Annotated in this window: 23 protein-coding genes, 1 tRNA gene and 1 pseudogene; 16 read left to right on the top strand and 9 right to left on the bottom strand. The window is 64.8% G+C overall.

Annotation, left to right across the window (positions count from 1 at the left end; translation table 11 throughout):
* Positions 1 to 100: 100 nt before the first annotated feature.
* Entirely contained in the window at positions 101 to 862 is a 762-nt protein-coding gene (locus AC1ROX_RS25795) for an alpha/beta hydrolase (protein WP_493130641.1), read from the bottom strand.
* A gap of 59 nt (positions 863 to 921) precedes the next feature.
* On the opposite strand from AC1ROX_RS25795, the gene AC1ROX_RS25790 reads away from it, so the two are divergent.
* The 3 genes from AC1ROX_RS25790 (at position 922) to infC (ending at position 4,789) form a co-directional block, all read left to right on the top strand.
* The gene (locus AC1ROX_RS25790) at positions 922 to 2,058 is read left to right on the top strand and encodes a glycosyltransferase (RefSeq protein WP_493130639.1); all 1,137 of its coding nucleotides are present in this window, start codon (positions 922 to 924) and stop codon (positions 2,056 to 2,058) included.
* Positions 2,059 to 2,252: 194 nt separating this feature from the next.
* Positions 2,253 to 4,196, top strand: coding sequence for a threonine--tRNA ligase (gene thrS, locus AC1ROX_RS25785; RefSeq protein WP_493130637.1), 1,944 nt, complete (start codon positions 2,253 to 2,255; stop codon positions 4,194 to 4,196).
* Positions 4,197 to 4,252: 56 nt separating this feature from the next.
* Entirely contained in the window at positions 4,253 to 4,789 is a 537-nt protein-coding gene (gene infC / locus AC1ROX_RS25780) for a translation initiation factor IF-3 (protein ID WP_493130722.1), read from the top strand.
* A gap of 21 nt (positions 4,790 to 4,810) precedes the next feature.
* On the opposite strand, the gene AC1ROX_RS25775 is transcribed toward infC, so the two are convergent.
* Positions 4,811 to 5,686, bottom strand: coding sequence for a hypothetical protein (locus AC1ROX_RS25775; protein ID WP_493130635.1), 876 nt, complete (start codon positions 5,684 to 5,686; stop codon positions 4,811 to 4,813).
* Between the two features lie 44 nt (positions 5,687 to 5,730).
* Here AC1ROX_RS25775 and AC1ROX_RS25770 point away from each other — a divergent pair, with 44 nt between their 5' ends.
* Positions 5,731 to 6,795 (top strand): alpha/beta fold hydrolase, encoded by a 1,065-nt coding sequence (locus AC1ROX_RS25770; RefSeq protein WP_493130633.1) that lies wholly within the window; start codon positions 5,731 to 5,733, stop codon positions 6,793 to 6,795.
* A gap of 129 nt (positions 6,796 to 6,924) precedes the next feature.
* Here AC1ROX_RS25770 and AC1ROX_RS25765 read toward each other — a convergent pair whose 3' ends face one another.
* Positions 6,925 to 7,683 carry an SDR family NAD(P)-dependent oxidoreductase gene (locus AC1ROX_RS25765; RefSeq protein ID WP_493130631.1) on the bottom strand — a complete coding sequence of 253 codons (759 nt, stop codon included), beginning with the start codon at positions 7,681 to 7,683 and terminating at the stop codon, positions 6,925 to 6,927.
* Between the two features lie 191 nt (positions 7,684 to 7,874).
* On the opposite strand from AC1ROX_RS25765, the gene rpmI reads away from it, so the two are divergent.
* The 5 genes from rpmI (at position 7,875) to lepA (ending at position 13,928) form a co-directional block, all read left to right on the top strand.
* A complete protein-coding gene (gene rpmI / locus AC1ROX_RS25760) occupies positions 7,875 to 8,078 on the top strand; it encodes a 50S ribosomal protein L35 (RefSeq protein ID WP_068187876.1) in 204 nt (67 codons plus the stop codon).
* A gap of 3 nt (positions 8,079 to 8,081) precedes the next feature.
* Positions 8,082 to 8,438 carry a 50S ribosomal protein L20 gene (gene rplT, locus AC1ROX_RS25755; RefSeq protein ID WP_295145076.1) on the top strand — a complete coding sequence of 119 codons (357 nt, stop codon included), beginning with the start codon at positions 8,082 to 8,084 and terminating at the stop codon, positions 8,436 to 8,438.
* Positions 8,439 to 8,535: 97 nt separating this feature from the next.
* Positions 8,536 to 9,615 carry a phenylalanine--tRNA ligase subunit alpha gene (gene pheS, locus AC1ROX_RS25750; RefSeq protein WP_493130628.1) on the top strand — a complete coding sequence of 360 codons (1,080 nt, stop codon included), beginning with the start codon at positions 8,536 to 8,538 and terminating at the stop codon, positions 9,613 to 9,615.
* A complete protein-coding gene (gene pheT, locus AC1ROX_RS25745; RefSeq protein ID WP_493130626.1) occupies positions 9,612 to 12,008 on the top strand; it encodes a phenylalanine--tRNA ligase subunit beta in 2,397 nt (798 codons plus the stop codon). Before pheS ends, pheT begins: the two co-directional genes overlap by 4 nt.
* 117 nt (positions 12,009 to 12,125) lie before the next feature.
* Positions 12,126 to 13,928 (top strand): translation elongation factor 4, encoded by a 1,803-nt coding sequence (lepA, locus tag AC1ROX_RS25740; protein ID WP_493130624.1) that lies wholly within the window; start codon positions 12,126 to 12,128, stop codon positions 13,926 to 13,928.
* A gap of 12 nt (positions 13,929 to 13,940) precedes the next feature.
* Here lepA and AC1ROX_RS25735 read toward each other — a convergent pair whose 3' ends face one another.
* Positions 13,941 to 14,294: a hypothetical protein gene (locus AC1ROX_RS25735; RefSeq protein WP_493130622.1), complete on the bottom strand. Its 354-nt coding sequence runs from the start codon at positions 14,292 to 14,294 to the stop codon at positions 13,941 to 13,943.
* A 115-nt stretch (positions 14,295 to 14,409) separates the two neighbouring features.
* Between AC1ROX_RS25735 and AC1ROX_RS25730 the strand changes: the two genes are divergently transcribed.
* Positions 14,410 to 14,499, top strand: a tRNA-Ser gene (locus AC1ROX_RS25730).
* Positions 14,500 to 15,544: 1,045 nt separating this feature from the next.
* On the opposite strand, the gene AC1ROX_RS25725 is transcribed toward AC1ROX_RS25730, so the two are convergent.
* Together AC1ROX_RS25725 and AC1ROX_RS25720 are read right to left on the bottom strand one after the other, a co-directional pair.
* A complete protein-coding gene (locus AC1ROX_RS25725) occupies positions 15,545 to 18,103 on the bottom strand; it encodes an HWE histidine kinase domain-containing protein (protein WP_493130620.1) in 2,559 nt (852 codons plus the stop codon).
* A gap of 31 nt (positions 18,104 to 18,134) precedes the next feature.
* Positions 18,135 to 18,968, bottom strand: coding sequence for a helix-turn-helix domain-containing protein (locus AC1ROX_RS25720; RefSeq protein WP_493130618.1), 834 nt, complete (start codon positions 18,966 to 18,968; stop codon positions 18,135 to 18,137).
* An 88-nt stretch (positions 18,969 to 19,056) separates the two neighbouring features.
* Between AC1ROX_RS25720 and AC1ROX_RS25715 the strand changes: the two genes are divergently transcribed.
* On the top strand, positions 19,057 to 19,611 hold the full coding sequence (locus AC1ROX_RS25715; RefSeq protein ID WP_493130616.1) for a biliverdin-producing heme oxygenase: 555 nt from the start codon (positions 19,057 to 19,059) through the stop codon (positions 19,609 to 19,611).
* Between the two features lie 334 nt (positions 19,612 to 19,945).
* Positions 19,946 to 20,230: pseudogene (locus AC1ROX_RS25710) on the top strand (excinuclease ABC subunit A); the annotation flags it as partial.
* A gap of 50 nt (positions 20,231 to 20,280) precedes the next feature.
* Here AC1ROX_RS25710 and AC1ROX_RS25705 read toward each other — a convergent pair.
* Positions 20,281 to 20,751, bottom strand: coding sequence for a MaoC family dehydratase (locus AC1ROX_RS25705; RefSeq protein ID WP_493130614.1), 471 nt, complete (start codon positions 20,749 to 20,751; stop codon positions 20,281 to 20,283).
* 104 nt (positions 20,752 to 20,855) lie between these two features.
* Here AC1ROX_RS25705 and AC1ROX_RS25700 point away from each other — a divergent pair, with 104 nt between their 5' ends.
* From AC1ROX_RS25700 to AC1ROX_RS25685, 4 genes are read left to right on the top strand one after another with little or no spacing between them, the layout of a single operon-like run.
* The gene (locus tag AC1ROX_RS25700) at positions 20,856 to 22,112 is read left to right on the top strand and encodes an amidohydrolase (protein ID WP_493130612.1); all 1,257 of its coding nucleotides are present in this window, start codon (positions 20,856 to 20,858) and stop codon (positions 22,110 to 22,112) included.
* A gap of 23 nt (positions 22,113 to 22,135) precedes the next feature.
* Entirely contained in the window at positions 22,136 to 23,332 is a 1,197-nt protein-coding gene (locus AC1ROX_RS25695; protein ID WP_493130610.1) for an iron-containing alcohol dehydrogenase, read from the top strand.
* 42 nt (positions 23,333 to 23,374) lie between these two features.
* A complete protein-coding gene (locus AC1ROX_RS25690) occupies positions 23,375 to 24,031 on the top strand; it encodes a glutathione S-transferase family protein (protein ID WP_493130608.1) in 657 nt (218 codons plus the stop codon).
* The gene (locus AC1ROX_RS25685) at positions 24,028 to 24,528 is read left to right on the top strand and encodes an ester cyclase (protein WP_493130606.1); all 501 of its coding nucleotides are present in this window, start codon (positions 24,028 to 24,030) and stop codon (positions 24,526 to 24,528) included. Before AC1ROX_RS25690 ends, AC1ROX_RS25685 begins: the two co-directional genes overlap by 4 nt.
* Here AC1ROX_RS25685 and AC1ROX_RS25680 read toward each other — a convergent pair.
* Together AC1ROX_RS25680 and AC1ROX_RS25675 are read right to left on the bottom strand one after the other, a co-directional pair.
* Positions 24,515 to 25,099 (bottom strand): disulfide bond formation protein B, encoded by a 585-nt coding sequence (locus tag AC1ROX_RS25680; RefSeq protein ID WP_493130604.1) that lies wholly within the window; start codon positions 25,097 to 25,099, stop codon positions 24,515 to 24,517. The two genes, AC1ROX_RS25685 and AC1ROX_RS25680, sit on opposite strands and share 14 nt — an antisense overlap.
* Positions 25,100 to 25,309 (bottom strand): hypothetical protein, encoded by a 210-nt coding sequence (locus AC1ROX_RS25675; protein WP_493130602.1) that lies wholly within the window; start codon positions 25,307 to 25,309, stop codon positions 25,100 to 25,102.
* Positions 25,310 to 25,404: the final 95 nt, after the last annotated feature.

The following is a 25,404-nucleotide window of genomic DNA, read 5'->3' as shown; positions in this document are numbered from 1 at the left end:
TAACAATGGAGCGCGCCACTCCAGTGGCGCTCATGCCTTGCTCAAACGATGAAGCTTGAGCGCCACTGGAGTGGCGCGCTCCAATGAGGCCGCTCGGCCCCTAACCCACCACCTCCTCGACCGTCGCGATGAGGCGCGCAATGTCGGCGGGGGTGCTGAGGCGATGGTCGCCGCCTTTCACGAAGGTGGTGATGACCTCCGGTGCGTCGAGATGCCTGGCGATCTGCAGCGAATATTCCCACGGCACATCGGGATCGCTCTGGCCGTGCAGCAGGCGGACCGGACAAGGCAGCGCGAGCGGCTTGTCGAGCAGGAGGTGATTGCGTCCCTCCTCGATCAGCTTCCAGGTGAAGACCGAGGGCTCGGGCGAATATTGCGACGCGCGTTCGAGCCGGCCGTCGCGCTCCAGCGTCGCGCGATCCTCGGGCGACAGGCCCTTCAGCAGCATGCGTTCGGTGAAGTCCGGCGCGGCCGCGATCAGCACGAGGCCGGCCAATCGTTCGGGTCGCGCGCGCGCTGCCAGCAGCGACAGCCATCCGCCCATGCTCGATCCCACCAGCACCAGCTTGCCGGTGGTGAGCTGATCGATCGCCGCGAGGGAATCGTCGAGCCAGCGGCCGATCGTGCCGTCCTCGAAGCGGCCCGACGACTGGCCGTGGCCGAGATAGTCGAAGCGCAGGAAGGCGTGGCCGGTCTTCTCGGCCCAGGCTTCGAGCGCCACCGCCTTGGTGCCGGTCATGTCGGACCGAAAGCCACCGAGGAAGACCACGGTGGGCGTGAGTCCCCCCTCTTTCGCCGCATGTGTCGTTGCATAGGCGATGGTATTGCCGTCCCCGCGCCCCAGCCGCTCGACCCTACCCACGTTGCCCCTCCCGTGTTACCTGCTGCCTCCCTTTGATCATGTAGCCAAAAGCAAAGCCCGTGTCCGCGCCCACCCTGCTTCAGATCGTTCCGACCCTGGCCGGTGGCGGCCTGGCCCGCGCCACACTCGAAGCCGCGCAAGCCGTGATCGCAGCAGGCGGCTCGGCGATCGTGGCCTCGCCCGGCGGCAGCATGGTCCCCGACCTTCTGAGATTGCGCGCCAGCCATCTCGAGCTTCCCGACAGAAGTCATGCGCTGTGGAAACGACTGACCCTGCCCGGCAAGCTCGCGTCGAGCCTGCGCGATGCGAAGGTCGACGTCATCCAGGCGCGCTCGCCCGCCACCGGCTGGGTTGCGCGTGCTCTCGCCCGCCGTCTCGGCATCAAGTGGATCGCCACCCTGCACCGGCCGTTCCTCGCCGCCGATCTCACGGGACGCTTCGTCGAGCGGCGCCAGTCGCGCGCCGATGCGGTGATCGCCGTCTCGCAGCATGTCGCGCGCGATGCGCTGGAGCGATTCCCGGTGCTGCAGGACCGCCTGGAAACAATCACCGCGGGCATCAACTTCGACCGCTTCGATCCGGCGATCGTGCGCGCCGACCGGCTGATCCGACTCGCGGGCGAGCTGCGTGTGCCCGACGGCATGCATCTCGTGCTCTGCCCCGGCCGTTTCGGCGAAGACAACGGCCAGAAGATCCTGGTCGAGGCGATCAAGCGGCTGGGCCGTGACGACGTGTTCTGCCTGCTGCTCGGCTCGACCGGCGCGCCGACACCGTTTGAGAAGGAACTGGAACGCGCCATCGAGGCGGCTGAACTCAACGGCCGTGTCCAGATCGGCCCCTATGTCGACGACATGCCGGCTGCCTACATGCTGGCCGATGTCGTGGTGTCGACCGGCGGGGCGCGCCAGGGTTTCAGCCGGGCGCTGGTCGAGGCCCAGGCGATGGGTCGGCCGGTGGTCGCCGAGGATGGCGGCGGGGCCGCCGAGACGATCCGCCCCGACGGCGTCACCGGCTGGCTGGCGCCGTCCGGCGATCCGGCGGCGCTGGCGGAAGCCCTGCAGGCTGCCCTTTCGCTGTCGGTCGAGCGGCGCGCGGAACTCGCGCGCACGGCGCAGGAGCATGCGCGCAGCACCTACAGCCTGGCCCAGTCCAACCAGCAATTGCTGGCGCTTTACCACCGTCTGGCCGCGCGCTGACCTTGACTCGCGGGGGTCCGGCAACTATCTCCGGGCACATGGAACGCCGGTTTTTCACCGCTCCTGCCGTTATCACCACCGTCCGAACTTGATTCGGCCGGGCTCGCACTCGTGCGGCTTCCCGGCCTGCTGTCAGCTGACCGTTTGTGTCGGCGGATGAGCTTCGTTCGGAATTTCGTTAGCTGGTGAACACAATGATCAATATTTCCTTGCCGGACGGTTCGGTCCGGTCCTTCGACAAGCCGGTCAGCGGCGCCGATATCGCCGCCTCGATCGGTCCCGGCCTCGCCAAGGCTGCCCTCGCATTGCGCGTCGACGGCAAGATGGTCGACCTCGCCCACGTGGTCGATCGCGATGCCAAGATCGGCATCGTGACGTCGCGCGACCCCGATGCGCTCGAGCTGCTGCGCCACGACGCGGCGCACGTGCTGGCGCAGGCGGTGCAGGAACTCTATCCCGGCACGCAGATCACGTTCGGCCCCTCGACGGAGGACGGCTTTTACTACGACTTCGTTCGTGACCAGCCCTTCTCGCCCGAGGACTTCGCCAGGATCGAGCAGCGCATGGGCGAGATCGTCGATCGCGACCTGCCGATCGAGCGCTCGGTGTGGGATCGCGCCCGGATCAAGGACTACTTCGTCCAGCACGGCGAGAAGTTCAAAGCCGAATGGGCCGACGAGCTGCCCAAGGACGAGGAGATCTCGGTCTACAAGCAGGGCGACTGGCTCGACATGTGCCTCGGTCCGCACCTGCCCTCGACGGGCAAGCTCGGCAAGGCGTTCAAGCTCACGAAGGTGTCGGGCGCCTATTGGCGTGGCGACAAGAACAACGCCCAGCTCCAGCGCGTCTACGGCACGGTCTTCTTCTCGGACAAGGACCTGAAGGCCTACCTGCATCGCATCGAGGAAGCCGAGAAGCGCGACCATCGCCGCCTCGGCCGCGAGATGGGCCTCTTCCATCAGCAGGAAGAAGCCGCGGGCATGGTGTTCTGGCACCCGAAGGGCTGGACGTTCTGGCGCACGCTGGAGAGCTATCTCCGGCGCAAGCTGGACGCTGCCGGCTACCAGGAAGTGAAGACGCCGCAGCTCGTCGACCGCAAGCTGTGGGAGGCGTCGGGCCACTGGGAGAAGTTCCGCGAGAACATGTATCTCAGCGAGAACGAGGAAGGCCTGCGCGAGTTCATCGCCGACGACGAGAAGCGCATCTTCGCGTTGAAGCCGATGAACTGCCCCTGCCACGTGCAGATCTTCAACCAGGGCCTCCGCAGCTACCGCGAGCTGCCGCTGCGCATGGCCGAGTTCGGCTCGTGCCATCGCTTCGAGCCGTCGGGCGCGCTGCACGGCATCATGCGCGTGCGCAACTTCACGCAGGACGATGCCCACATCTTCTGCAGCGAGGACCAGATCGAGAGCGAGACGATCCGTTTCTGCGAACTGCTGGGCTCGATCTACCGCGACCTGGGCTTCCCGGATTACTTCGTGAAGTTCTCCGACCGTCCGCCGGTGCGTGCCGGCACGGACGCGGTGTGGGACCAGGCCGAGGGCGCGCTCAAGGCGGCATCCAAGGCGGCCGGGCTCGACCTCATCCTCAATCCCGGCGAGGGCGCGTTCTACGGGCCCAAGCTGGAGTTCGTGCTGCGCGACGCGATCGGCCGCGACTGGCAGTGCGGCACGTTACAGGTCGATTTCGTGCTGCCCGAGCGTCTGGATGCGAACTATGTGGCCGAGGACGGATCGCGCAAGCGGCCCGTCATGCTGCACCGCGCCATCTTCGGCAGCTTCGAGCGCATCATCGGCATCCTGATCGAGAACTATGCCGGTCGTTTCCCGCTCTGGCTGGCCCCGACACAAGCGGTGGTGGTCACGGTCGTGAACGACGCCGACGGCTATGCCGAGGAGGTCGCGTCTGCCCTGCGCGCCGCCGGCATGAGGGTCGACACGGACCTGCGCAACGAGAAGATCAACTACAAGGTCCGCGAGCATTCGCTGGCCCATGTGCCCCTGATCATCGCGGTCGGCCGGCGCGACATGGAAAACCGGACGGTGGCGATCCGCCGGCTGGGCTCGGACAAGCAGGAGGTCCTTGAACTCGGGGCCGCCGTCACTACACTTTCAACGGAGGCCCGGCCGCCCTTCTAGGGCGGTCCGGTCTCATTACCCGCCCCGGCGTCGGGGCTTCAACACAGGAGAAAGACATAGCAAGACCTGCCCAACAGACTGCGCCCACCCGCGAGGGTCCGCGCGTCAACGGCGAGATCCGCGCCGCGCAAGTCCGTCTCATCGACGAGAACGGCGAAATGGTCGGCGTGCTCAGCACGCGCGAGGCGATCGAGATGGCCGAAGAGGCGAGCCTCGACCTGATCGAGATCTCGCCCAATGCCGTCCCGCCGGTCGCCAAGATCTCCGACTACGGCAAGTACAAGTACGAAGCCCAGAAGAAGGCCCACGAGGCGCGCAAGCACCAGAAGGTCATCGAGGTCAAAGAGATCAAGATGCGCCCGAACATCGACGACCATGACTACGAAGTGAAGATGCGCGCCATGAAGCGGTTCATCGAGGAAGGCGACAAGGTGAAGGTCACCCTGCGTTTCCGCGGCCGCGAGATGGTCCACGCCGATCTCGGCATGCAGGTGCTGAACCGCGTTCGCGGCGAGATGGACGAGCACACGAAGATCGAGGCGATGCCGCGTATGGAAGGCCGCCAGATGATCATGGTACTGGCGCCGAAGTAACGGCACCGAACAGCGCGGCCCCTATTTCTTCGGGGGCCGCTGCCGCAGCGTTACCGTTCCGGCGGTACGCTGCTCGTCGGGGTTGAAGCGCCCCGTGGTCGCGACATTGTCGTCCGGCCAGCTCACGCTGTAGACGGTCTCGCCGGCAAACGACATCGGCCCCTCGCCCTTCGCCGACTGCCAGTAGTCGCAGCGCACCCCGTCGCCGGCGTCGATCTGCTGCGCGAGGCAGAACTGGTGCAGCACGTAGGGAATGAAGCGCGCGCGGCCGCCTTCCGGCGCCGTCGCGACGTTCAACCCGAACGACGAGGGTGCCTGGTTGCAACGAGACCGGACGACGATCTCCGAGGTGCCCGGCGTGCGCATCTGCAGGCCTTCCAGCTCGGCGCGCAACCCCTCGAGCGCACGTGTCCGCGCGGCCTCGGTGAAGGTGGCGGCGACCAGGGCCGCCTCGTAGCGCCCGATCGCCTCGGCGACCGGTGCCTCGGGATAGCCCGCCCGCGCGAGATCACGCGACCAGGAGAGGGTTTCGAGCGCCCGCACGACCATCTCGCCAGGGAGGCCCGAACTCTCGCCCCAGTCGCCCAGCACGTTGGCCGGCGTCCAGCAATATTTCAGGAGATTGTAGCCGCCGGCCTCGACCGGCAGGGCCCGTGTCTTGAGCACGCCGATCGACTGCGCGACCACGGTCTTCATCAGCAGGTACTGCACGCCGGGATGCTCGCGCGCCTTCTCGGAACTGGAGAGGGCGGTCATCGGCGTCGCGGCGGCCTGCGCGTTCGCCGGCGGTGCCGACGGTTCGATTTTAAGGCTGGAGACGGGCGGTGCCTGCAGCTGGGCCTGCGCCGGCACCGCCACCAGGAGCGCCAGGAGAACGAACGCCGCAGTCTTCATCATACCGTCCCTAGGGAAGTCGGGGCGGAGAATGCTAGCTTTCGCCCGTGATACAACGCATCTGGACCCTCATCGTTGCGACCTTCCTGGCGGTGACCGCAGCCGCCAGCGCACAGACGCCGGCGCCCGCACCCCCGCCGCCACCCCTGCAAGGGCCCTCGCAGGCCCCAGCGCCGCCGACGCCCGGGCAGCCGCCGAACACCGAGGCCGCCCGCCTCCTGTCCGACTTCCTGAACTTCGGGCCGCACCGCGCCTTCGTCGTGTCGCCCGACGGACGGGCAAGCTGGTGGGCCGGCGCCAGCGGGCCCGACCCGTCCTACGCCATCACGTCCGCGCTGAAGCGCTGCCAGGAGCGCACCAAGCAGGAGTGCAAGCTTCACATCGTCAACAATTACACGGTGACCGGGCACGACTGGCGCGAACTGGTGCCGGCCCGCTCCACCGGCGCGGCCGATATCGGCCGGCTGCGGCCGCAGCCCTACTGGTCGATGCGTGGCCCGCAGCTCGCCACCGGACTTCTGGTGTGGAGCCATGGCTACATGGCCGGCCGAAACTCGACCGAGAGCGCGCCGCAGGCCTGGGTCGGCCAGTTCACGCGGCTTGGCTACGACCTCTACCGCTTCGACCGCGAATGGATCACCGACTGGGCGAGCGACGCCAGCGCACTGGCCGACGCCGTCGCCAAGGCGAAGGCCATGGGTTACCGGCGCATCATCCTCGCCGGCCAGTCGGCCGGCGCCTGGGTGTCGCTGGCCGCGCTGCAGCGCGGCGCCGAGGCCGACGGCGTGATCTCGATCGCGGCGGCCCATCACGGGCTGGTCGAAAAGATGCGCGACCAGACGCGCGCGCGCTCGGAGTGGCAGCACGTGCTCGAAGGCATCAAGCGCGGCCCGCGCCTCATCGTCGTGAACTTCGCCGACGATGCCTACGATGTCGGCGGCCGCATGGACGATGCGCGGTCGATCTTCGCCAGGACCGGCGTCGATGCAGAGATCCTCGACGCGCCGGAGGGCTTCAAGGGCCACGGCGCCGCCGATTCCACCTTCGCTCGCAAGTTCGGCCCCTGCTTCGCGGCCTTCATCGAGACGGGGAAGAAGCAGCCGCCTTGTTAAGGACGGGCCTATTAGCAAAGGTCCCTCGCTGCGCTCGGGATGACAGCAAATTGTTGGATCGGCGTACTGAGCAAATCCCAACAATAATTGTCATCCCGAGCGCAGCGAGGGACCTTTCGCGTGGAAACCTTACGGCATGTACGAGCCGCCGTTGACGTGCAGCACCTGCCCGGTCGTGGCATCAGAATCGTCCGATGCCAGAAACACCGCCGTTCGCGCGATCTGCTCGGGCGTGAGCAGCTTGCCGCCCAACGGGATGTTGGCACGGGCCATCTCGACCAGCTCGGCGTCGGTGTTGCCGTAGCGCGGCTGGGCGGTGTCGGTGGTGCCGGGCGCGATCGCGTTGACCCGGATGCCGTGCGGCGCCAGTTCGAGGGCCATCGCCCGGGTCATCGAGACGATGCCGCCCTTGCTGGCGCTGTAGTGTACGCCGCGCACGGCGCCGCGGACCGACTGCGAGGACAGGTTGATGATCGAGCCGCCCTTCTTCCCGGCGGCGATCAGCGCCTTCGCGACGGCGATGGCGGCGAAGCAGCCGGCCTTCAGGTTGATGTCCATCAGGTAATCCCAGTCGCTCTCGCGCATATCGAGCAGCGGAACACGCGGATAGACGCCGGCATTGTTGACCAGGATGTCGGGCGGCCCCAGCACCTTCACCGTCTCGGCGACCATCGCCTCGATCTCGGCCACCTTCGAAACATCGGTCTTCAGCAGGTGGGCCTGGCGGCCGAGCTGGACGATGTCGCGCGCCACCGCCTCGGCGCCCGGCCGGTCGTCGAGCCAGCTCACCGCCACGTTGGCCCCCTCGGCCGCCAGCGCCCGGGCGATCGCCGCCCCGATGCCCTGCTGCGCGCCCGTCACCAAAGCCACCTTGCCTGCCAATTTCATGCGAAAATCCCCGCCAAATGGGCATTCTGCCCGATCCCGCCATGCTTGCACGGACCGGGCCGTCTCTGTATAAGCCCCGTTCCTTCGAGCGGCTTGGCCAATAAGGGCATTGCCTCGGCTGCTTCGTAAGGACTTTCCGGCCTTGTGTCGGGACCGGCGCGCAAGCGCTAACCCTTTGAAAAGGAACAAAAATGCCCAAGATGAAGACCAAGAGCGCGGCGAAGAAGCGTTTTCGCTTCACCGCGTCCGGCAAGGCAAAGCATGGGGTCGTGGGCAAGCGCCACGGCATGAGCAAGCGGGGCAACCGCTTCCTCCGTCAGGCGACCGGCATGGCCATCGTGTCCGAGCCGGATACCCGCATCCTCAAGCGCAACTTCTTCCCGTACGAGAGGTAGACCATGGCACGCGTAAAGCGGGGCGTGGCTGCACACGCTCGTCACAAGAAGGTCCTGAAGCTCGCCAAGGGCTATCGCGGCCGCGCCAAGGCGGCGTTCCGCGTCGGCATCGAGAAGGTCGAGAAGGGCCTTCAATATGCCTACCGCGACCGCCGCAACAAGAAGCGCGCGTTCCGTGGCCTCTGGATCCAGCGCATCAACGCTGCGACCCGCGAGCATGGCATGACCTACTCGCAGTTCATGAACGGCATCATCAAGGCCGGGATCGAGATGGACCGCAAGGTCATGGCCGATCTCGCCTCGCGTGAGCCGGCAGCGTTTAAGGCCCTGGTCGATCAGGCCCAGGCCGCCCTCAAGTAACGTCTTCTGCGCTTAACGCGCAGCTGGCAGAAATCGCAAAGAGGGAGCCTGGACCACAGGCTCCCTTTTTTCGTGTTCGGTTTCGAGAGTGGGAAAGATGGACGATCTTTCGACGATTCGCAGCGAGGCGCTCGACGCCGTTCAGGCCGCCGCCGATCTGGGCGCCCTGGAAGCCGCCCGCGTGGCGGCGCTCGGCAAGAAGGGCAGCGTCACCGGCCTGATGAAGACGCTGGGCGGGCTCGCACCCGAACAGCGCAAGGAATTCGGCGCCCGCGTGAACCAGCTCAAGGGCGAGATCGAGCAGGCGCTTGAAGCGCGCAAGGGATCGCTCAGCGCCTCGGCGCTCGAAGCCCGGCTGGCGGCCGAGAAGATCGACGTCTCCCTGCCGGCGCGGCCCGAGGCACAGGGCACGCTGCATCCGATCGGCCAGGTGATGGACGAGGTCGGCGCGATCTTCGGTGAGATGGGCTTCACCTGGGCCGATGGTCCCGACATCGAGGACGACTGGCACAACTTCACCGCCCTCAACATTCCGCCGGATCATCCCGCGCGGCAGATGCAGGACACCTTCTATCTGCCGGCGCGCGCCGACGGCACGCCGATGGTGCTGCGCACGCATACGTCGCCTGTCCAGGCACGGACGATGCTGAACAAGGACGTGCAGAAGCGCCTGGCCGACGGCGGGTCGCTGCGCATCATCGTGCCCGGCCGCACCTTCCGCATCGACAGCGACGCCACGCACACGCCGATGTTCCACCAGGTCGAGGGCCTGGTGATCGACCGCACGACGCATATGGGCCATCTCAAGGGCTGCCTGGTCGATTTCTGCCGCGCCTTCTTCGAGGTCGACGACCTGCCGCTGCGCTTCCGCCCCTCCTACTTCCCCTTCACCGAACCGTCGGCCGAGGTCGATATCGGCTGCTCGTGGAAGGGCGGCGAACTCAAGATCGGCGCCGGCGATTCGTGGCTGGAGATCCTGGGCTCCGGCATGGTGCATCCCAACGTGATCGCCAATTGCGGTCTCGATCCCGCCGTCTATCAGGGGTTCGCCTTCGGCATGGGCATCGATCGCATCGCCATGCTGAAGTACGGCATCCCCGACCTGCGCGCCTTCTTCGACGCCGACCTGCGCTGGCTGCGCCACTACGGCTTCTCGGCTCTGGAGGCCGTGAAATGAAGTTCACCCTGTCCTGGCTCAAGGAGCATCTCGACACCAACGCGACGCTCACCGAGGTGCGCGACGCGCTGACCATGCTCGGCCTCGAGGTCGAGGGCATCACCGATCCGGCCGAGGCCCTCAAGGGCTTCGTCGTCGGCTACGTGGTCGAGGCGGTGCAGCATCCCAACGCCGACCGCCTGCGCGTCTGCAAAGTCGATACCGGCGCCGGCATCGTCCAGGTCGTCTGCGGCGCGCCGAACGCGCGCACCGGCATGAAGGGCATCTTCGCCCCGCCGGGCAGCTACATTCCCGGCACCGACCTCCACCTGAAGGTCGGCAAGATCCGCGGCGAGGAGTCAAACGGCATGCTCTGCTCCTCGCGCGAGCTGCAGCTGGGCGACGACCATAGCGGCATCATCGACCTGCCGGCCGAAACCGTGACCGGCATTCCTGCCGCCGAGGCGCTTGGCCTGGGCGATGCGGTGATCGAGATCAAGGTGACGCCGAATCGCGGCGATTGCCTGGGCGTGCACGGCATCGCGCGCGACCTCGCCGCGTCCGGGCTCGGCACCCTGAAGCCGGTGAAGGCGGACGCTATCGAGGGCACCTACGCGAGCCCGATCAAGTGGACGCACGACTATACGCCCGCGCCCGACAGCCCCTGCCCCATCGTGGTCGGCCGGCACTTCCGCGGCGTGAAGAACGGCCCCTCGCCCGACTGGCTGCAGCGCCGGTTGAAGGCGATCGGCCTGCGCCCGATCTCGACACTGGTCGACATCACCAACCTCGTGACCTTCGACCTCAACCGGCCACTGCACGTGTTCGATGCGGCCAAGCTCTCGGGCGATCTCGTCATGCGCCAGGCGCGCGAGGGCGAGCAGATCCTGGCGCTCGACGGCCGAACCTACACGCTCGATCCCGCGGTGGCGGTGATCGCCGATTCGAAGGCCGTGCACGGCATCGGCGGCATCATGGGCGGCGAGGATACCGGAGTTCAGCCAGACACCACCACCGTGTTCCTCGAAGCCGCCTACTTCCAGCCGATCGGCATCGCCGCCTCCGGCCGCAAACTCGGCATCCTGTCCGACGCGCGCTACCGCAACGAGCGCGGCATCGATCCGGAGTCCTGTGCGTGGGGCGCCGAGGTCGCGACGCGACTGATCCTCGAACTGTGCGGCGGCGAGTGTAGCGAGATCGTGTCGAGCGGCGTGATGCCCGCCTGGCAGCGCAGCTTCGACCTGCGCGCCGATCGCGTGAAGACGCTGACCGGCATCGACGTACCGGGCGCGGAGACCGCCTCGATCCTGAAGAAGCTCGGCTTCGAGGTGAGCGGCAGCGGCCCGTGGACCGCCGCCGTACCGTCGTGGCGCCCCGACATCGTGGGCGAGGCCGATCTCGTCGAGGAAGTGACGCGCGTCTTCGGCTTCGACAACATTCCGACGACCTCACTGCCCAGCCTGTCGGCGACGTCGAAGCCGGTGCGCGATGCGATGCAGCGGAGGGTGCCGCAGGCCCGCCGGGCGCTGGCCGCGCGCGGCCTGAACGAGGCCGTCACCTGGTCGTTCCTGCCCTTCAGGAAGGCCGAGCGTTTCGGCGGCGGCGGCGCTGATGTGCGGCTGCTCAATTCGATCGACGCCACGCTCGACACGATGCGGCCCTCGATCCTGCCGAACCTGATCGACGCGGCGTCTCGCAACGAGGCGCGCGGCCTCGCCGATCCGGCGCTGTTCGAGGTCGGCCCGCAGTACAAGGATGCGACGCCGCAGGGCCAGCGCATGGTCGCTTCCGGCATCCGTCATCACGCGGCGGTGCCGCGCAACTGGGCCGGCCCTGCACGTACCGTCGACGCGTTCGACGCCAAGGCCGATGCGCTGGCAGTGCTGGCCGCCATCGGCGCGCCCGACACCCTGTCCGCGCAGTCCGGAGCGCCGAACTGGTATCACCCCGGCCGCTCCGGCTCGCTGAAGCTCGGCGACCGGGTGATGGCCTATTTCGGCGAGCTGCATCCCGAGATCGTCGCCGAAGCCGACCTCAAGGGTCCGGTCACCGCCTTCGAGGTGTTCCTCGACGCGCCGCCGCTGCCCAAGGCGAAGGCCACCAAGGCGCGGCCGAAGCTGGTCCTGTCGCCGTTCCAGCCGGTCGAGCGCGACTTCGCGTTCCTCGTGGATGCCGCTGTCGAGGCCGAGAAGCTGGTGCGCGCCGCGCGCAACGCCGACAAGGCATTGATCACGGGCGCGCGCGTGTTCGACGTCTATGCCGGCAAGGGTGTGCCCGAGGGCAAGAAGTCGCTGGCCATTGCCGTCACCTTGCAGCCCATGGAACGCACCTTGACCGATGCGGAGATCGAGGCCGTGTGTAACAAGATCGTGGCCCAGGTGACCAAGGTCACGGGTGCTGTACTGCGTGGCTAATACAAAAACGTTGTCATCCCGAGCGAAGCGAGGGACCTTTAGGCGGCGTCGCCAAGGGTCCCTCGCTTCGCTCGGGATGACAGCTCTTCTCGAACAAGCGTAGATGCGTCAGGGCAAATGACCGACCTCTCTTTGATTCGCAATTTCTCGATCATCGCGCATATCGACCACGGCAAGAGCACCTTGGCCGATCGCCTGCTGCTGGCCTGCGGGGCGGTGACCGAGCGCGAGTTCCACGACCAGATGCTCGATTCGATGGACATCGAGCGCGAGCGCGGCATCACCATCAAGGCGCAGACCGTGCGCCTGAACTACAAGGCGCAGGACGGCAAGACCTACGTCCTGAACCTGATGGACACCCCCGGCCATGTCGACTTCGCCTACGAGGTCAGCCGGTCGCTGGCCGCCTGCGAGGGCTCGCTGCTGGTGGTCGACGCCTCCCAGGGCGTCGAGGCGCAGACGCTGGCCAACGCCTATCACGCGATCGACGCCAACCACGAGATCATCCCGGTCCTGAACAAGATCGATCTTCCGTCCGCCGATCCCGAGCGGGTCAGCCGCGAGATCGAGGACGTGGTCGGCATCGACACGTCCGAAGCCGTCAAGGTCTCGGCCAAGACCGGCCTCGGCATCAACGACCTGCTCGAGGCGATGGTCAAGCGCCTGCCGCCGCCCAAGGGCGAGCGCGATGCGCCGCTCAAGGCCCTGCTGGTCGACAGCTGGTACGACCCGTATCTCGGCGTCGTCACGCTGGTGCGCGTGCAGGACGGCGTCCTGCGCCGGGGCATGAAGATCCGCATGATGGCCGCCGCCGCGGCCTACGACCTCGACAGGGTCGGCATCTTCGCGCCCAAGGCCACCGACGTGGCCGAGCTGGGCCCGGGCGAGATCGGCTTCATCATCGCCGGCATCAAGACCATCGCGGATTGCAAAGTCGGCGACACGATCACCGACGACCGCAAGCCCGCCTCGGAAATGCTCTCGGGCTTCAAGCCCAGCGTGCCGGTGGTGTTCTGCGGCCTCTTCCCGGCCGACGCCGCCGAGTTCGAGACGTTGCGCGAGTCGCTCTCCAAGCTGCGCCTCAACGACTCCTCGTTCCATTTCGAGGCCGAGACCAGCGCGGCCCTGGGCTTCGGCTTCCGCTGCGGCTTCCTGGGCCTGCTCCATCTCGAGATCGTGCAGGAGCGGCTGGAGCGCGAGTTCAATCTCGACCTCGTCACGACGGCCCCCTCGGTCGTCTACAAGGTGGCGATGGTCGACGGCACGTCGATGGAACTGCACAACCCGGCCGACTATCCCGATCCGATGAAGATCGAGACGATGCAGGAGCCGTGGATCAAGGCCACGATCATCACGCCCGACGAGCATCTCGGCTCGGTGCTGACGCTCTGCCAGGAGCGCCGCGGCCAGCAGATCGAGCTCACCTATGCCGGCACGCGCGCCATGGCGGTCTACCGCCTGCCGCTGAACGAGGTCGTGTTCGATTTCTACGACCGGCTGAAGTCGATGACGCGCGGCTATGCCAGCTTCGACTACGAGATGGACGGCTACGAGGAGAGCGAGCTGGTGAAGCTCGCCATCCTGGTGAACGCCGAGCCGGTCGATGCGCTCTCGATGATCGTGCACAAGAACGCTGCCGAGAGCCGCGGCCGCCAGCTCTGCGAGCGGCTGAAGGACCTGATCCCGCGGCAGCTCTTCAAGATCGCCATCCAGGCCGCGATCGGCGGCCGCGTGATCGCGCGCGAGACGATCAGCCCGATGCGCAAGGACGTGCTGGCCAAGTGCTACGGCGGCGACATCAGCCGCAAGAAGAAGCTCCTGGAGAAGCAGAAGAAGGGCAAGAAGCGCATGCGGCAGATCGGCGAGGTCGAGATCCCGCAGTCGGCCTTCATCGCCGCCCTCAAGATGGACAGCCGCTAGGCCAAATCGACCTCAGGAGAGCCCGCCCCGGCGCCGGCGCGGGCGCGAGCCCATCAGGAAGCCCGGATCCGGCCGGCCGATGTCGCGGCGGCCGATCCAGACCAGCACGAGGCCCAGCACCAGGAGGGCCGGCATCGCCGGCACGGTGAGCAGCGGCCGCATCATCCAGGTCCACAGGACTCCGGAGAGATTGCGCCGCGCCGAGGCCTGGGTGTTGCCGAGCGAGGTCGGGTCGAGATGGGACCACAGGCTCCCCAGGGTCGAGAAGGGATAGGCCCCCTCCGACCACCAGGTGAGAAGGTCGTGCACGATCACTGCAACAGCCAGGGCCAGAAACAGCCAGCCCAGCGCACGAAACACGACCATTACGCCCCCAAGTACCGGTCCAGTACCGGGTCGACCCTAGCCAAGCCCACATGGCCGGGGAAGGCCGTTGCCCAAACCATCCACCGATGTATAAGAGCGGCCGACCGCGCTTCCCGGACAGGTGGCCGAGCGGTTTAAGGCACACGCTTGGAAAGCGTGCGTGGTGTAACAGCCACCGCGGGTTCGAATCCCGCCCTGTCCGCCAGCGGCACGACGCAGGCCCTTGCTAATTGGGGTTTTCCGGAACGCATAGCGTTTCGCCCCACAAATCACCCCTCATTAGTTGGTCGTCGCAGCTGGGTAAGCACGATGCTGCTTTCGCAGCTGCGCGCCCCTCAATCACGCGCTGTCCAACGGTGATTTGCCTCACGAGCGGTGAAACGTGGATGCGCGAAAACCGCTTCCAGCAGCGACCCGCCGCACTCCAATTCAACGTCCGTCCAACTTCTCTCGATCAGAAGGACTTAGGCGCGGACTAATCGCTACTTCTTGTTTTCCATCGCCGTGAGTAGCGCGGCCTGCTCCTCAAGGGACATCTGGGAGAAGCGCTGTAAAGCCTCCGCAGCTGCCCTCACCTCAGACGCGCCAGAAGTGCTTCGTGATGGCACGGACGATGACTCCAGACCGCCCGCTGGCGTATGACCTCTAATGCGCGGCAACTCTGATTCCGCTCCCATTTTCACGATACGCCTCTGTGTCAAACTGTCGGCGAAAAGCTCCCTCGCACTTGCCCACCCGACCGGGGCCTTAGCTTGAGAAGCTCCTAACACCCGCGCGACCTTGTCTGCTGCCTCATCGGCGCGGAACACGCAATCTATTACCGTTGGCTCGTTGGTGTAGGAACGGCGAAGTGCAAATTGCTCAGCCGTCTGAGCCTTGATGATCCGAACGATTCGCCTCTCAATTTTCCAACCGTCGGGAGAGCCGACATCAACACCGCCAACCGGACCCTGATACCATGGGGTCTAGAAACCTCGCGGAAGAAGGCTGTCCAATCCCACCGTTGGCGAAGTACCGGCACCGTCATCGAGAGCGCACCGGCTGGGCGAATTGCTTGTCGCAGAGCAACCTCATGAGCAGCTCGCCGAAGAGGTCATCGAAAACGTCGCAACGCCGCCCCTTCCGCGATATAGCCCAGCAACTCCGCCATTTCGCCAACTCATCTTTGAGAATCCCCACCCTGCCGTCTTTGATGGCGCTTGATCATCTAGCTAGGTCGAGAGCGAAGGTCGGCAGGGAGCCAGCCGGCGTTAGTTTACCCGACCTTCGATCTTGAGTAGGACGGCTTGGTGCAATTGATCGAGTCCAAACGGCTTTTGCAAAACGACGGTGTCCCCATCTTCTTGGAGAGGAACTTGATCGCCGTAACCAGAGGCGAAAATATACGGAACTCCAGCTTTCCTTAGTCGCCGCGCGAAATCGAAACTGACTTGGCCCGCCACATTGATGTCGAGGACCGCAAGGTCAAAAGCATTAGTCTCTACCAAATCTTCCGCTTCTGAGAGTGTCGATGCGGTCGCAACCTGCCGGGCCCCGAGCGCGTGTAGCATGTCTTCCGTTTCTAGAGCGATGATCATGCTGTCTTCCAGCAGGAGTATATTGGCATTTGCCAAAGAGTTGCCGGCGTGTACCGGCATCGCCTTCGCTCCCTGGAGCGCTGAATCAACGCCCTCGATCACAACCGGAGGTTCAACGGCTATGACGTGCTTAGCCGGCAGGTAAAAGTCGGCCTCCAAGCCCGAAACCGGGAATCTAACCTCGGCAGTGCCCTGAAGGTCGAATGGAACAGTGCGTTCGATGATGACTGAGCCAAACCCCCGGTGGGCAGGCGCTTCGACCGCTGGGCCGCCACGTTCGCGCCAGCGCAAATCGAGCCCGCCGTCTTCGCGCAGTTGAAGCGCGACATGAATAGAGCCGTCAGTCGACAAGGCTCCATATTTTGCGCTGTTCGTCGTAAGTTCGTGAAGGACGAGTGCCATTGTGGAAATCGCGGAAGGCTGCAGTTGGACGGGTGGGCCCTCGACAATCAGCACATCATTTCCATTGCGACGATGCGTGTTGACTTCGTCATTCAACAGCGACTGCAGCGACGCAGGCCCCCAAGAGTTGCGCGTGACGTAATCGTGGGCACGCGCAAGCGATTGCACCCGACCGTTAAGCGACGTCATATACTGGGCGACCCCCGTTGCGCTTCCTGCGGTTCGCGCGATGAGGCCACGGACGAGGGTCAGAATGTTCCGAACCCGGTGATTGAGCTCCGCAATGAGAAGCTCGCTACGCTCGGTCAAGCGCCGGCGTTCGTCGCTGGCTTGCTCGGAGTAGCGCAAGATGACCTCGATAATCGCGATACGAATCGCCTCGGCCGACCGGCGATCGGCCGGGGAGAACGGCCGCGCCTTGCCCCGAATTAGCTTGGTAAAGGCCGCAAAGCTCTTGCGCGGCGACAGGCGTAAACCGTCGTCCGTGTTCACCAGGGCTTTCGCCGGGTCGCCGCTCCAGCGGACCTCCTCAAGCAATTCCCGCCGGAACAGCATGATGTAGTCTCGAGGCACGCGCGACACTGGGATCGACAGCATTCCGGCGGCGTGATCCGCGGAGGTGGCGAAGCGCGGATCAATCGACGACAACTGGCTGGTATCGAAAACGCGGCTTGGAGAAGTCGAATCCAGGTAGCGGGCAAACGCGGGAATCTCGTTTTCGCGCGGAGTCATCCCGTTCAGCGTGACCTTGCCCGCCTGAAAGATCGCAACGCCATCGCACGCAATCATGCCGCCGACGGTATCACGGATCCACTCGGCATTGCCGAGCATTCGTTCGTCTACCGCTATCGCGGTAATCATGCGATCGCTGATGTCGCGAGCGTTGCGCTCGTCGAGTGCCAGATCGCCGCGAAGTCGGCTTTCGAGCGTCATAGAATACATATGGCCGAACAACTCGGCCGCAGTGCGCATGACGAAGCTCGGGCATCGCGCTTGGGAGTGGTGGCAGGCGATCAACCCCCACAGCGCCCCTTCGACAATGATGGAGATCGAAAGCGACGCGCCAACCCCCATGTTGGCCAGATACTCGATATGAACTGGGGAGACTGCGCGGGTCACTGCTTGGGTCATGTCCAGCGCGTTCTCCGGGCCGTTGCGTTCCGGCAGCACGGGAACGGTCTGGGCCTTGACGTCGGCAATGATCCGGAACGGATTGGCGAGATACAAGGCTCGCGCCTGTACCGGAATGTCCGAGGCCGGATAGCGCAGGCCAAGGAAGCTCTCCACGTTCGAGCGGGTGGATTCCGCGATCACATCCCCATCACCGCTTTCGGCAAAGCGATAGATCATAACGCGGTCGAAGCCCGTGACGGCGCGAACCTGACGCGCGGCGTCCCGGTGGAAGTCCGCGACGGTCTTCGCGCGCTTCAGTCGCTCGATCATGGCGCGTACCATCGACGCCGCTTCCATTCGGTCCTGCGGCAGGGATGGTTCGCCTTCAAGCAGGAGGTGATCACCGCTGTAGTGAAGACTTAAGTCGAAACGCTTCTTCGACGTTATCAGACCGACGTCGTATAGGCGCTCGCTCGACGTGGCTTGGAGGATCGTCAGCCGGTTGCGGATATCGTGCAATGCCTGACGGCTGATGATTGTCTCGAGCGGTCGCCCGATCAATGCGTCGACGGGTTTCCCTAGCATCTCAAGGCAGTTTGCCGACGCACGCGCGACGGTCCAGTCATTGGACAGCGCAAGCAGAAACCCGAATGATTGAATGCGGTCGAGCCGGGTGATCGGCTCGCGGTCGCAGATTGTCAGATCTGGTATATCCATATCTGCGTCCCATACTTCCCTTGCGCCATACTCACTGCCGCAGGCGCCGATATTTCGAGGCTGAGCACCCGACTCTGTCGCGGAATGCCCTTCTAAACTGTGCGCCCGTCGGAAACCCGACCACGGCTGCGATCTCTTCCACCGTCAGTTCTCGTGCATCTAGATACTCGCGTGCACGATCGATCCGCTTTGCCGTCAGATAAGCGTAGGGGGACATTCCGGTCGCCTTCTTGAAGGTTCGCGTGAAGTGGAACCGACTCAGTCCGCATAATTGAGCGAGGTTCGAGACGCTTATTTGGGTTCCCAACCGCTCGGCGATGAAATCGTTGACCAGTTTGAGGTGACGATCGGACAGACCCACGCCGACCGGATCCGCTTGGATGCCAAAGACTTCAAGGGATGCAACGAGAGAGACGCTCTCGGCGAGCATCTCGTCGGCATCGGGTGCCAGCAATAACGTTTCGAGTCGACCAAGGGCCGTCACGAGCGACGGTGGCCGAACAAACAGTAAGGGATCAAGAGCATCACGGTCGTACCGACGCTCCAGCTCTTCGCTGACCAAGCCAGGCTCGAAATAAAGAGCGGTGAAAGAGTTCCGCCTCGACGACGGCTCCACCCATCCACGGGTCGAGCATCCTTTTGGAATAAATGCCACGGACCGGCGCCAGTCCTTGGCGTGGCTGGTCGCCAAACCGTCGACCGCGACTTCCCCGTCGTTCACGACAATGTCGTGAAGAGCAAGATAGTGACAATTGCCTGTCCGTTCGAACGCATAAGAATCGGCGCCAACGACGACATGCTCGGCAGAAAACCCACGCCATTGACGAAGCGGCCTGGAGACTGACAGGCCACCATCGAACTCCAAAGAGAGGTCCGGCGAGACAGGCACTACTCGGACCGGTTGATTCGTGCGCAGTGGTGCATTAGTGCTGTTTAGGGTATTTTCAGGGCCGATGGAACCAGATAAGCAAACACAAAGACTCAATACTGCGCTTGCAATGCACATTCTTCGTGGTGCGACGCGTCCATTCCATGAAAGCACCGACGCCGCCTACAGCGCTTTTAATTTGAGGGACCTTGACGATTACGCCCGCTTTTTGCTCGCTCATGCTGCGGCACTGAGTGCGGTGGAGGGCCATCTTCGCGCGCACACCGACCTTCCTGCCTGGCGACAGCGCACTCTGTTGCTGGCCGATGACCTCGGCAGTTTGGGCTTGGCAATGCCGCCAGCACTGACTTTCGAATTGCCGGACGAGGAAGCGCAGCGATGGGGTGCGCTCTATGTCATCGAAGGGTCACGCCTTGGGGGGAGTGTGCTGCTCAAGCGGACGCTCCCGAGCGCGCCCAAAGCCTTTCTATCGGAGGGACATCTGCCAGGGGAATGGCGAAGCCTACTCCAAGCGATCGAAGCGCGTAGTGATGCGATGGGGCCGGGGTGGATAGGCGGCGCCATCGAAGGCGCCAGCGCGTGTTTCGAACTTTACCGAGTATCCGCAACCGCAGCCTAAATGGTTATTAACGCGTCCGCCGGGACGCATCCACCTTCCGATCGCGTAGATCCCGGCGCGGTGTGCGTGTACGGCAGGAGGGCGTAAAGCCACTCGCCGTCGGAGCGGCGGCCGTGGTGTAGGCGCCTGGCTCGGTCTCGACTGTCGCGGTTCTATCCATCGTAGACGTCGGAAAAAGACATGAAATCGGCATCGTCCTCCTGAGCGCCAGAACACTTCCAACCGACGCCAGCGACTCTCGATGTATACGGATTCGCGTTGTAAACTATCTCCAGAATGTCGATGTCGAGCTGCCGCGGGACGCGCTGGTTGTCTTCACAGGTGTCTCAGGGTGAGGGCTCAGTGTGGTCGCACCCTCTACATACTTGACGAACCGACAACCGGCTTGCATCCGGCCGATGTCGAGCGTTTGCTCGCGCAACTGCAATCGCTGATCGCCTCTGGCAACAGCGTGATTGTGGTCGAGCACGACATGCCGGTGGTCAGCGAGAGCGATTGGGTCATCGATATCGGGCCCGGCGCGGGTGAAGAAGGCGGAAAGGTCGTTGCTTCAGGCCCTCCCGCTGCTGTTTCGAAGTCCCGGAATAGCGTGACAGCGCGATTTCTTTCCCGCGCATAGGATTGCCCCTGCGCGAGGATTGATGACGGGGTAGCTGCCTTCTAGGGCATTCATGCCCTGGCGTAGGCGATGCTCATGGTCTCGGCAACACAGGCCGGGCGCTCCTTGCCCTCGATCTCGACGGTCCATTGGTAGGTCATGCGAATGCCGCCGTTTGGCATGTCGTCGGCAGCGAGCAGCTTCTGGCGGCCGCGGATGCGCGCACCAACCTGCACGGGGCTCGTGTAGCGCACTTTGTTCGAGCCGTAGTTTATGCCGTTGCGCATATTCTCGATCTTGAGGACGTCGCGGGCGAAGGTGGAGATCACGGAGAAGGTAAGATTACCGTGCGCGATGGTCTTCCCATCCGGCATGTCCGTCTTGCAGCGCTCGACATCGACATGGATCCATTGATGGTCGCCACTGGCTTCGGCGAATGTGTTGATGCGCTCCTGCGTCATGACCAGCCAGTCGCTGACGCCCAGCTCCTGACCGACCAGCGCCTTCATCGCCTGCGGGCTCTCAACGATTCGTTTTGCCACGATGTCCTCCTTCCAGTTTGGTGCAGAATAGCATTTTGTACCGAGTAGTCCTGAAGGATGGTAAGCCCTTGCGCACCTGCCCCTTCGTCCAGGACACTCACGGCATGAACGACGTCACCATCGGCAACGAACTTTCCGAGCGCATTTCCGCAGCGGCCCTCGAGATCGAGGACAAGGTCATCGCTTGGCGGCGCGACATTCACGAGAACCCGGAGCTTTCCTATCAGGAGACGCGCACCGCCGCGCTCGCCGCCGAGCACCTGAAGAAACTCGGCTACGAGGTGAGGACAGGCGTCGGCATCACCGGTGTCGTCGGCGTTCTGCAGGGCGGCAAGCCGGGCGGGGTCGTGGCGCTGCGTGCCGACATGGATGCGCTGCCCGTCGAGGAGAAGGTCGACCTGCCCTTCGCGTCAAAGGCCAAGCAGCAGTATCTCGGGCAGACCGTTCCGGTGATGCATGCCTGCGGCCACGATTGCCACGTCGCCATCCTGATGGGGGTGGCCGAGATCCTGGCCGGCATGAAGGACGAGATCCCGGGCACGGTGAAGCTGATCTTCCAGCCCAACGAGGAAGGCTCCAACGACGGCCGCCCGAGCGGCGCCCAGGCGATGATCGAGGACGGCTGCATGCAGAACCCGGCGCCGTCCGCGGTGTTCGGCCTGCACGTCACCTCGGGCATCCGGTCCGGCGTGATTGCGCTCCGTCCCGGCGGGCTGATGGCGAGCGCGGATCGCCTCAAGATCGACGTCGAGGGCCGCCAGACGCACGGCTCGCAGCCGTGGCGCGGCATCGATCCGGTCGTCACCTCGGCGCAGATCATCCTGGCGTTGCAGACCATCGTCAGCCGTCAGCTCGATCCCACCCTCACGCCGGCGGTCATCTCGGTCTCGACCATCCATGGCGGCGTGCGCAACAACATCCTGCCCGACTCGGTCGCCATGGAAGGCACCATCCGCACCCACGATGAGGGCGTGCGCGCCGAGATCTGGAAGCGCATCGACAAGACCGCCTCCGCCATCGCCGATGCCGCCGGCGCCAAGGCGACCGTCACGGTCGGCGAGGGCGTGCCGGTGACCTATAACGATCCGCCGCTCACCGACTGGGGCACCAACAGCCTGAAGAACGGCCTCGACCCCCAGCGCGTCACCGAGGTGCGCCCGGTGATGGGCGCCGAGGATTTCTCGTATCTCGCCCAGGTCGTGCCGGGCATGTTCTTCTTCCTGGGCGTCGTGCCACCGGACGTCGACCTGCTGCAGGCGCCAGCCAACCATTCGCCGCTCTTCCGTGTCCACGAGCCCGCGCTCAAGTACGGCGTGCGCGCGCTCAGCTATCTCGCGATCGACTATCTGAAGCGGAAGTAGCTACCCGGAGTGGAGGAGATCAAGTGAGCTTTCGTGCCTCGGGCCATAGCTGGCGTCTGTATTGCGGATCGAACGTCCTCGAGGGTCACCTCATGGAGGTCATTGCTCGCGCGGGTGCCAAGCGCGCCTTCGTCGTCTGCTCGCCGTCCATCAACAAACGAACCGACATCGTTCGCCGCATCGAGAAGGCCCTGGGGCCGGTCTTCGCCGGTGTCTTCGATCAGATCGAAAAGGATTGCCCCTACCCCAATGTCTGCGCCGCCCGGGATGCCGCTCGCGGGGCCAAGGCCGACCTCCTTGTCGCCGTCGGTGGCGGAAGCGTGCTGGTCGCGACGCGGGCGGTCGCCATCTTCCTCGGAGAAGATCGCGATCCCTTCGAGATCATGACACAGTACCCGGCCGACAAGCCGGCCTACAGCCCCCGCCTGCCGGCGCCGAAGATCCCCATCGCCAACATCCCGACGACGCCCACCAGCGCGATGAATCGCGCCGGAACGGGCCTGAAGAATGCCGATCTGGATCATCGCATGGAGTTCTTCGATCCCAAGACCCGGCCGCAGGCCATCCTGCTGGACTACGACGTCCTGATGACGACGCCCTCTTCCTCCCACCGGTCGACCGCCACCACGGTCTTTGCCGGTCTCGTCGGAACGATCGGCGCTCCCGAGTCCAATCCGCTGGTCGAAGGCGATCGCCTCCAGGCCTTCCGCCTCGCCTTTCGCGCCTATTCGGGCCTTGCCCAGAATCGCGACGATGCCGCCTCGCGCGCCGATCTCTGCATAGCGGCCTTCCTTCAGAACCGCGCCGAGGACGATGGAGCCCGCCTGGCGGCCAGTTCTTCCTTTGGCGGAGATTATGCCGTCTCCACCGCCCTGCACGTCGAGTTCCCGCATGTCGGCCAGGGCGAGTCGATCTCCACCATCCACGCCACCAGGATCCGGTTGTCACAGGACGACGACGCAGCCGCGGCGCAGGTACTCGCCGAAGCGCTTGGCCTCGATCGCGGCACCAAGCCGATCAGGCTGGCCATCGCCGATGAGCTGGAACGACTGTACCGCAGCGTGGGAATGCCGATTCGTCTCAGCGAAATGAACATCCCGCGATCGGCGATTCCGCTCATCGCAGGACAAACGGTGAAGAACTTCAACGCCAATGCAGGCGTCCGATCCGATAGCGAACGCATTGCCGCGGCCCAGCGGCTGCTGGAGGCCGCTTACTGACCGACCGATGCCGATGTGAGCAACCAGCGGAGCCGGCGATCCATGCGCCTCTACGATACCCAGCGTTCGGGAAACGCCTGGAAGGTCCGCTTGATGGCGGGCCTCCTCGGCATCGATCTCCCCCGCGTGACTTTGTCGATCGACCGGGGCGATCTGCGCGCGCCCTCCTTTGTCGATCGCCATATCCTGCGCCAGGTGCCGATCCTGGAGTTCGAAGACGGCAGCACACTTGAAGAGTCCATGGCGATCCTCTTCCATCTGTCCGACGGCTCCGCCTACTGGCCGGCCCACCGCCTCGCGCAGGCGCGGGTGCTCACCTGGCTCTCCTTCGAGCAGTCCCAGCACATGCATCCCCTCGCGCAGCTGCGGCTGCATCTCAGCCTGCGGCAGGACATGAAGGCGGACGATCCGCGCATGCAGGCGTGCCGCACAGCCGCGCTGGAAGCGCTCGACCGCCTCAACGAACAACTCTCCCGGCAGGGCGCCGGCGCCTGGGTGGCGACCGAAGGCCACCCCTCGATCGCCGATGTTGCCCTCTATCCCTACACCCGCATGGCGCCGCTCGGCGGCATCGACCTCAACGCCTTTCCCAATCTCGAGCCCTGGCTCGAACGGATCGAGAAACTGCCGGGCTATCAGCCGCTCTTTCCCTCGCGCCCCGAGATGAACCTTTCGACCCGGGAGGTGCAGGAACCATGACCGAACGACTGACCCATCCCGATCTGCCGCCCGAAGTCGAGGTCGATCTGACACCGTCGCGCTTGAGCCCGCAGAAGAATGTCGTGCGGGCCTTCTACAAGGACCTGTGGGACAAAGCCGATCTCAGTCTCGTTCCGAAGATCTTCCATCCCGACTTCACCTTTCGCGGATCGCTCGGCCCGGTCCTCGTAGGGCACCAGCCGTTCAGCGACTATGTGAGCTGGCTGACGGCGACGTTGGAGGACTACACCTCCGACATCCTCGAACTGGTGGAAGAAGGCGACCGCGTATCGGGCAAGCTGCGCTTCCATGGAATCCATCGCCGCACGCTCTTTGGCGAACCCCCAACCGATCGCCGGGTCTGGTGGTACGGCGTGCCGATCTTCCGGTTCGAAGGTCCGCTCGTGCGCGACCTCTGGGTGCTGGGCGACGTCCATGGCCTGCGCTCTCGCCTCGATCCGGCCTGGGCAGACGGGCTGAGCTTCAACCAGGCATAGTGAGGAGCCGATATCCGGACGTGTGGCATTCGCCGACGCCGCATTGGAGCACCACCGACGCAAGGTTGATGGCGCAGATCAGCACGACGTAGAACTCCAGAAGGCGCACCGCCCGGGCAAGCGGTGGCCGTTCGGCTTGCGGCGGAATGCGCGGGGCTCCAAAGAGCGTGAGCCGAAGCGCCAAGGCCAGCAGCAGGCACACGCCGATCACGACCGACCAGACCTCCATGTGCACACCGAACACCGCGCTGCCGACATAGGCATGACCCGGGCGCGGGAAGAGATCCAGCAGGGTTTGCCTGACCGCAATGACCAGCAACAGAAGGGCAAAGACCAGGGCGACGCCGCCGCCTCGCTCCGATCTATGCGTGCGGAGCTGGTGAAGCAGCCCGAAGCAACAGCCGAACATGGCCGCTCGCTGGAGCAGGCATAGCGGGCACGGGATGTCGGCGAATGCATATTGCATCACCATCGCCGCCGTCAGGATCGCCGACAGAACCATCGTCAGGAGCAGCAGGATCAGTCGATCCAGCATGATCAGGGTGGCCGGTTCGAGGCGCAAACCGGGCATTCAGGCGCTTCCCGTGCCGTCGACGGTATGCCTCAGATCGACCTGCAGCCAGGGCATGCGGAAGCCATAGTCGGGACTGTAGATCTCCCAGAGGAAGATGCCGACGACCATCGCGAAGGACAGGAACAGGCATGCCATCGCCGATCGCGGCAGATCCAGGAGACCGAGCACAAACGTCGCCAGCAGCAGTGCGAAAGTGATCGTCATCATCGGGGGCAGTCTACAAACCCATAACCCGAAGGTCATCAAGGGCTTGTAACTGTCTTCTTCTTTCCGACCCCTCGGGTCGATATATTCTGTTAGAT

The organism is Reyranella sp. GW821-FHT14A01, assembly GCF_058803965.1.
Note: the sequence above shows the minus strand (reverse complement) of the source record. Positions and strands in the feature narration are given on the sequence as shown.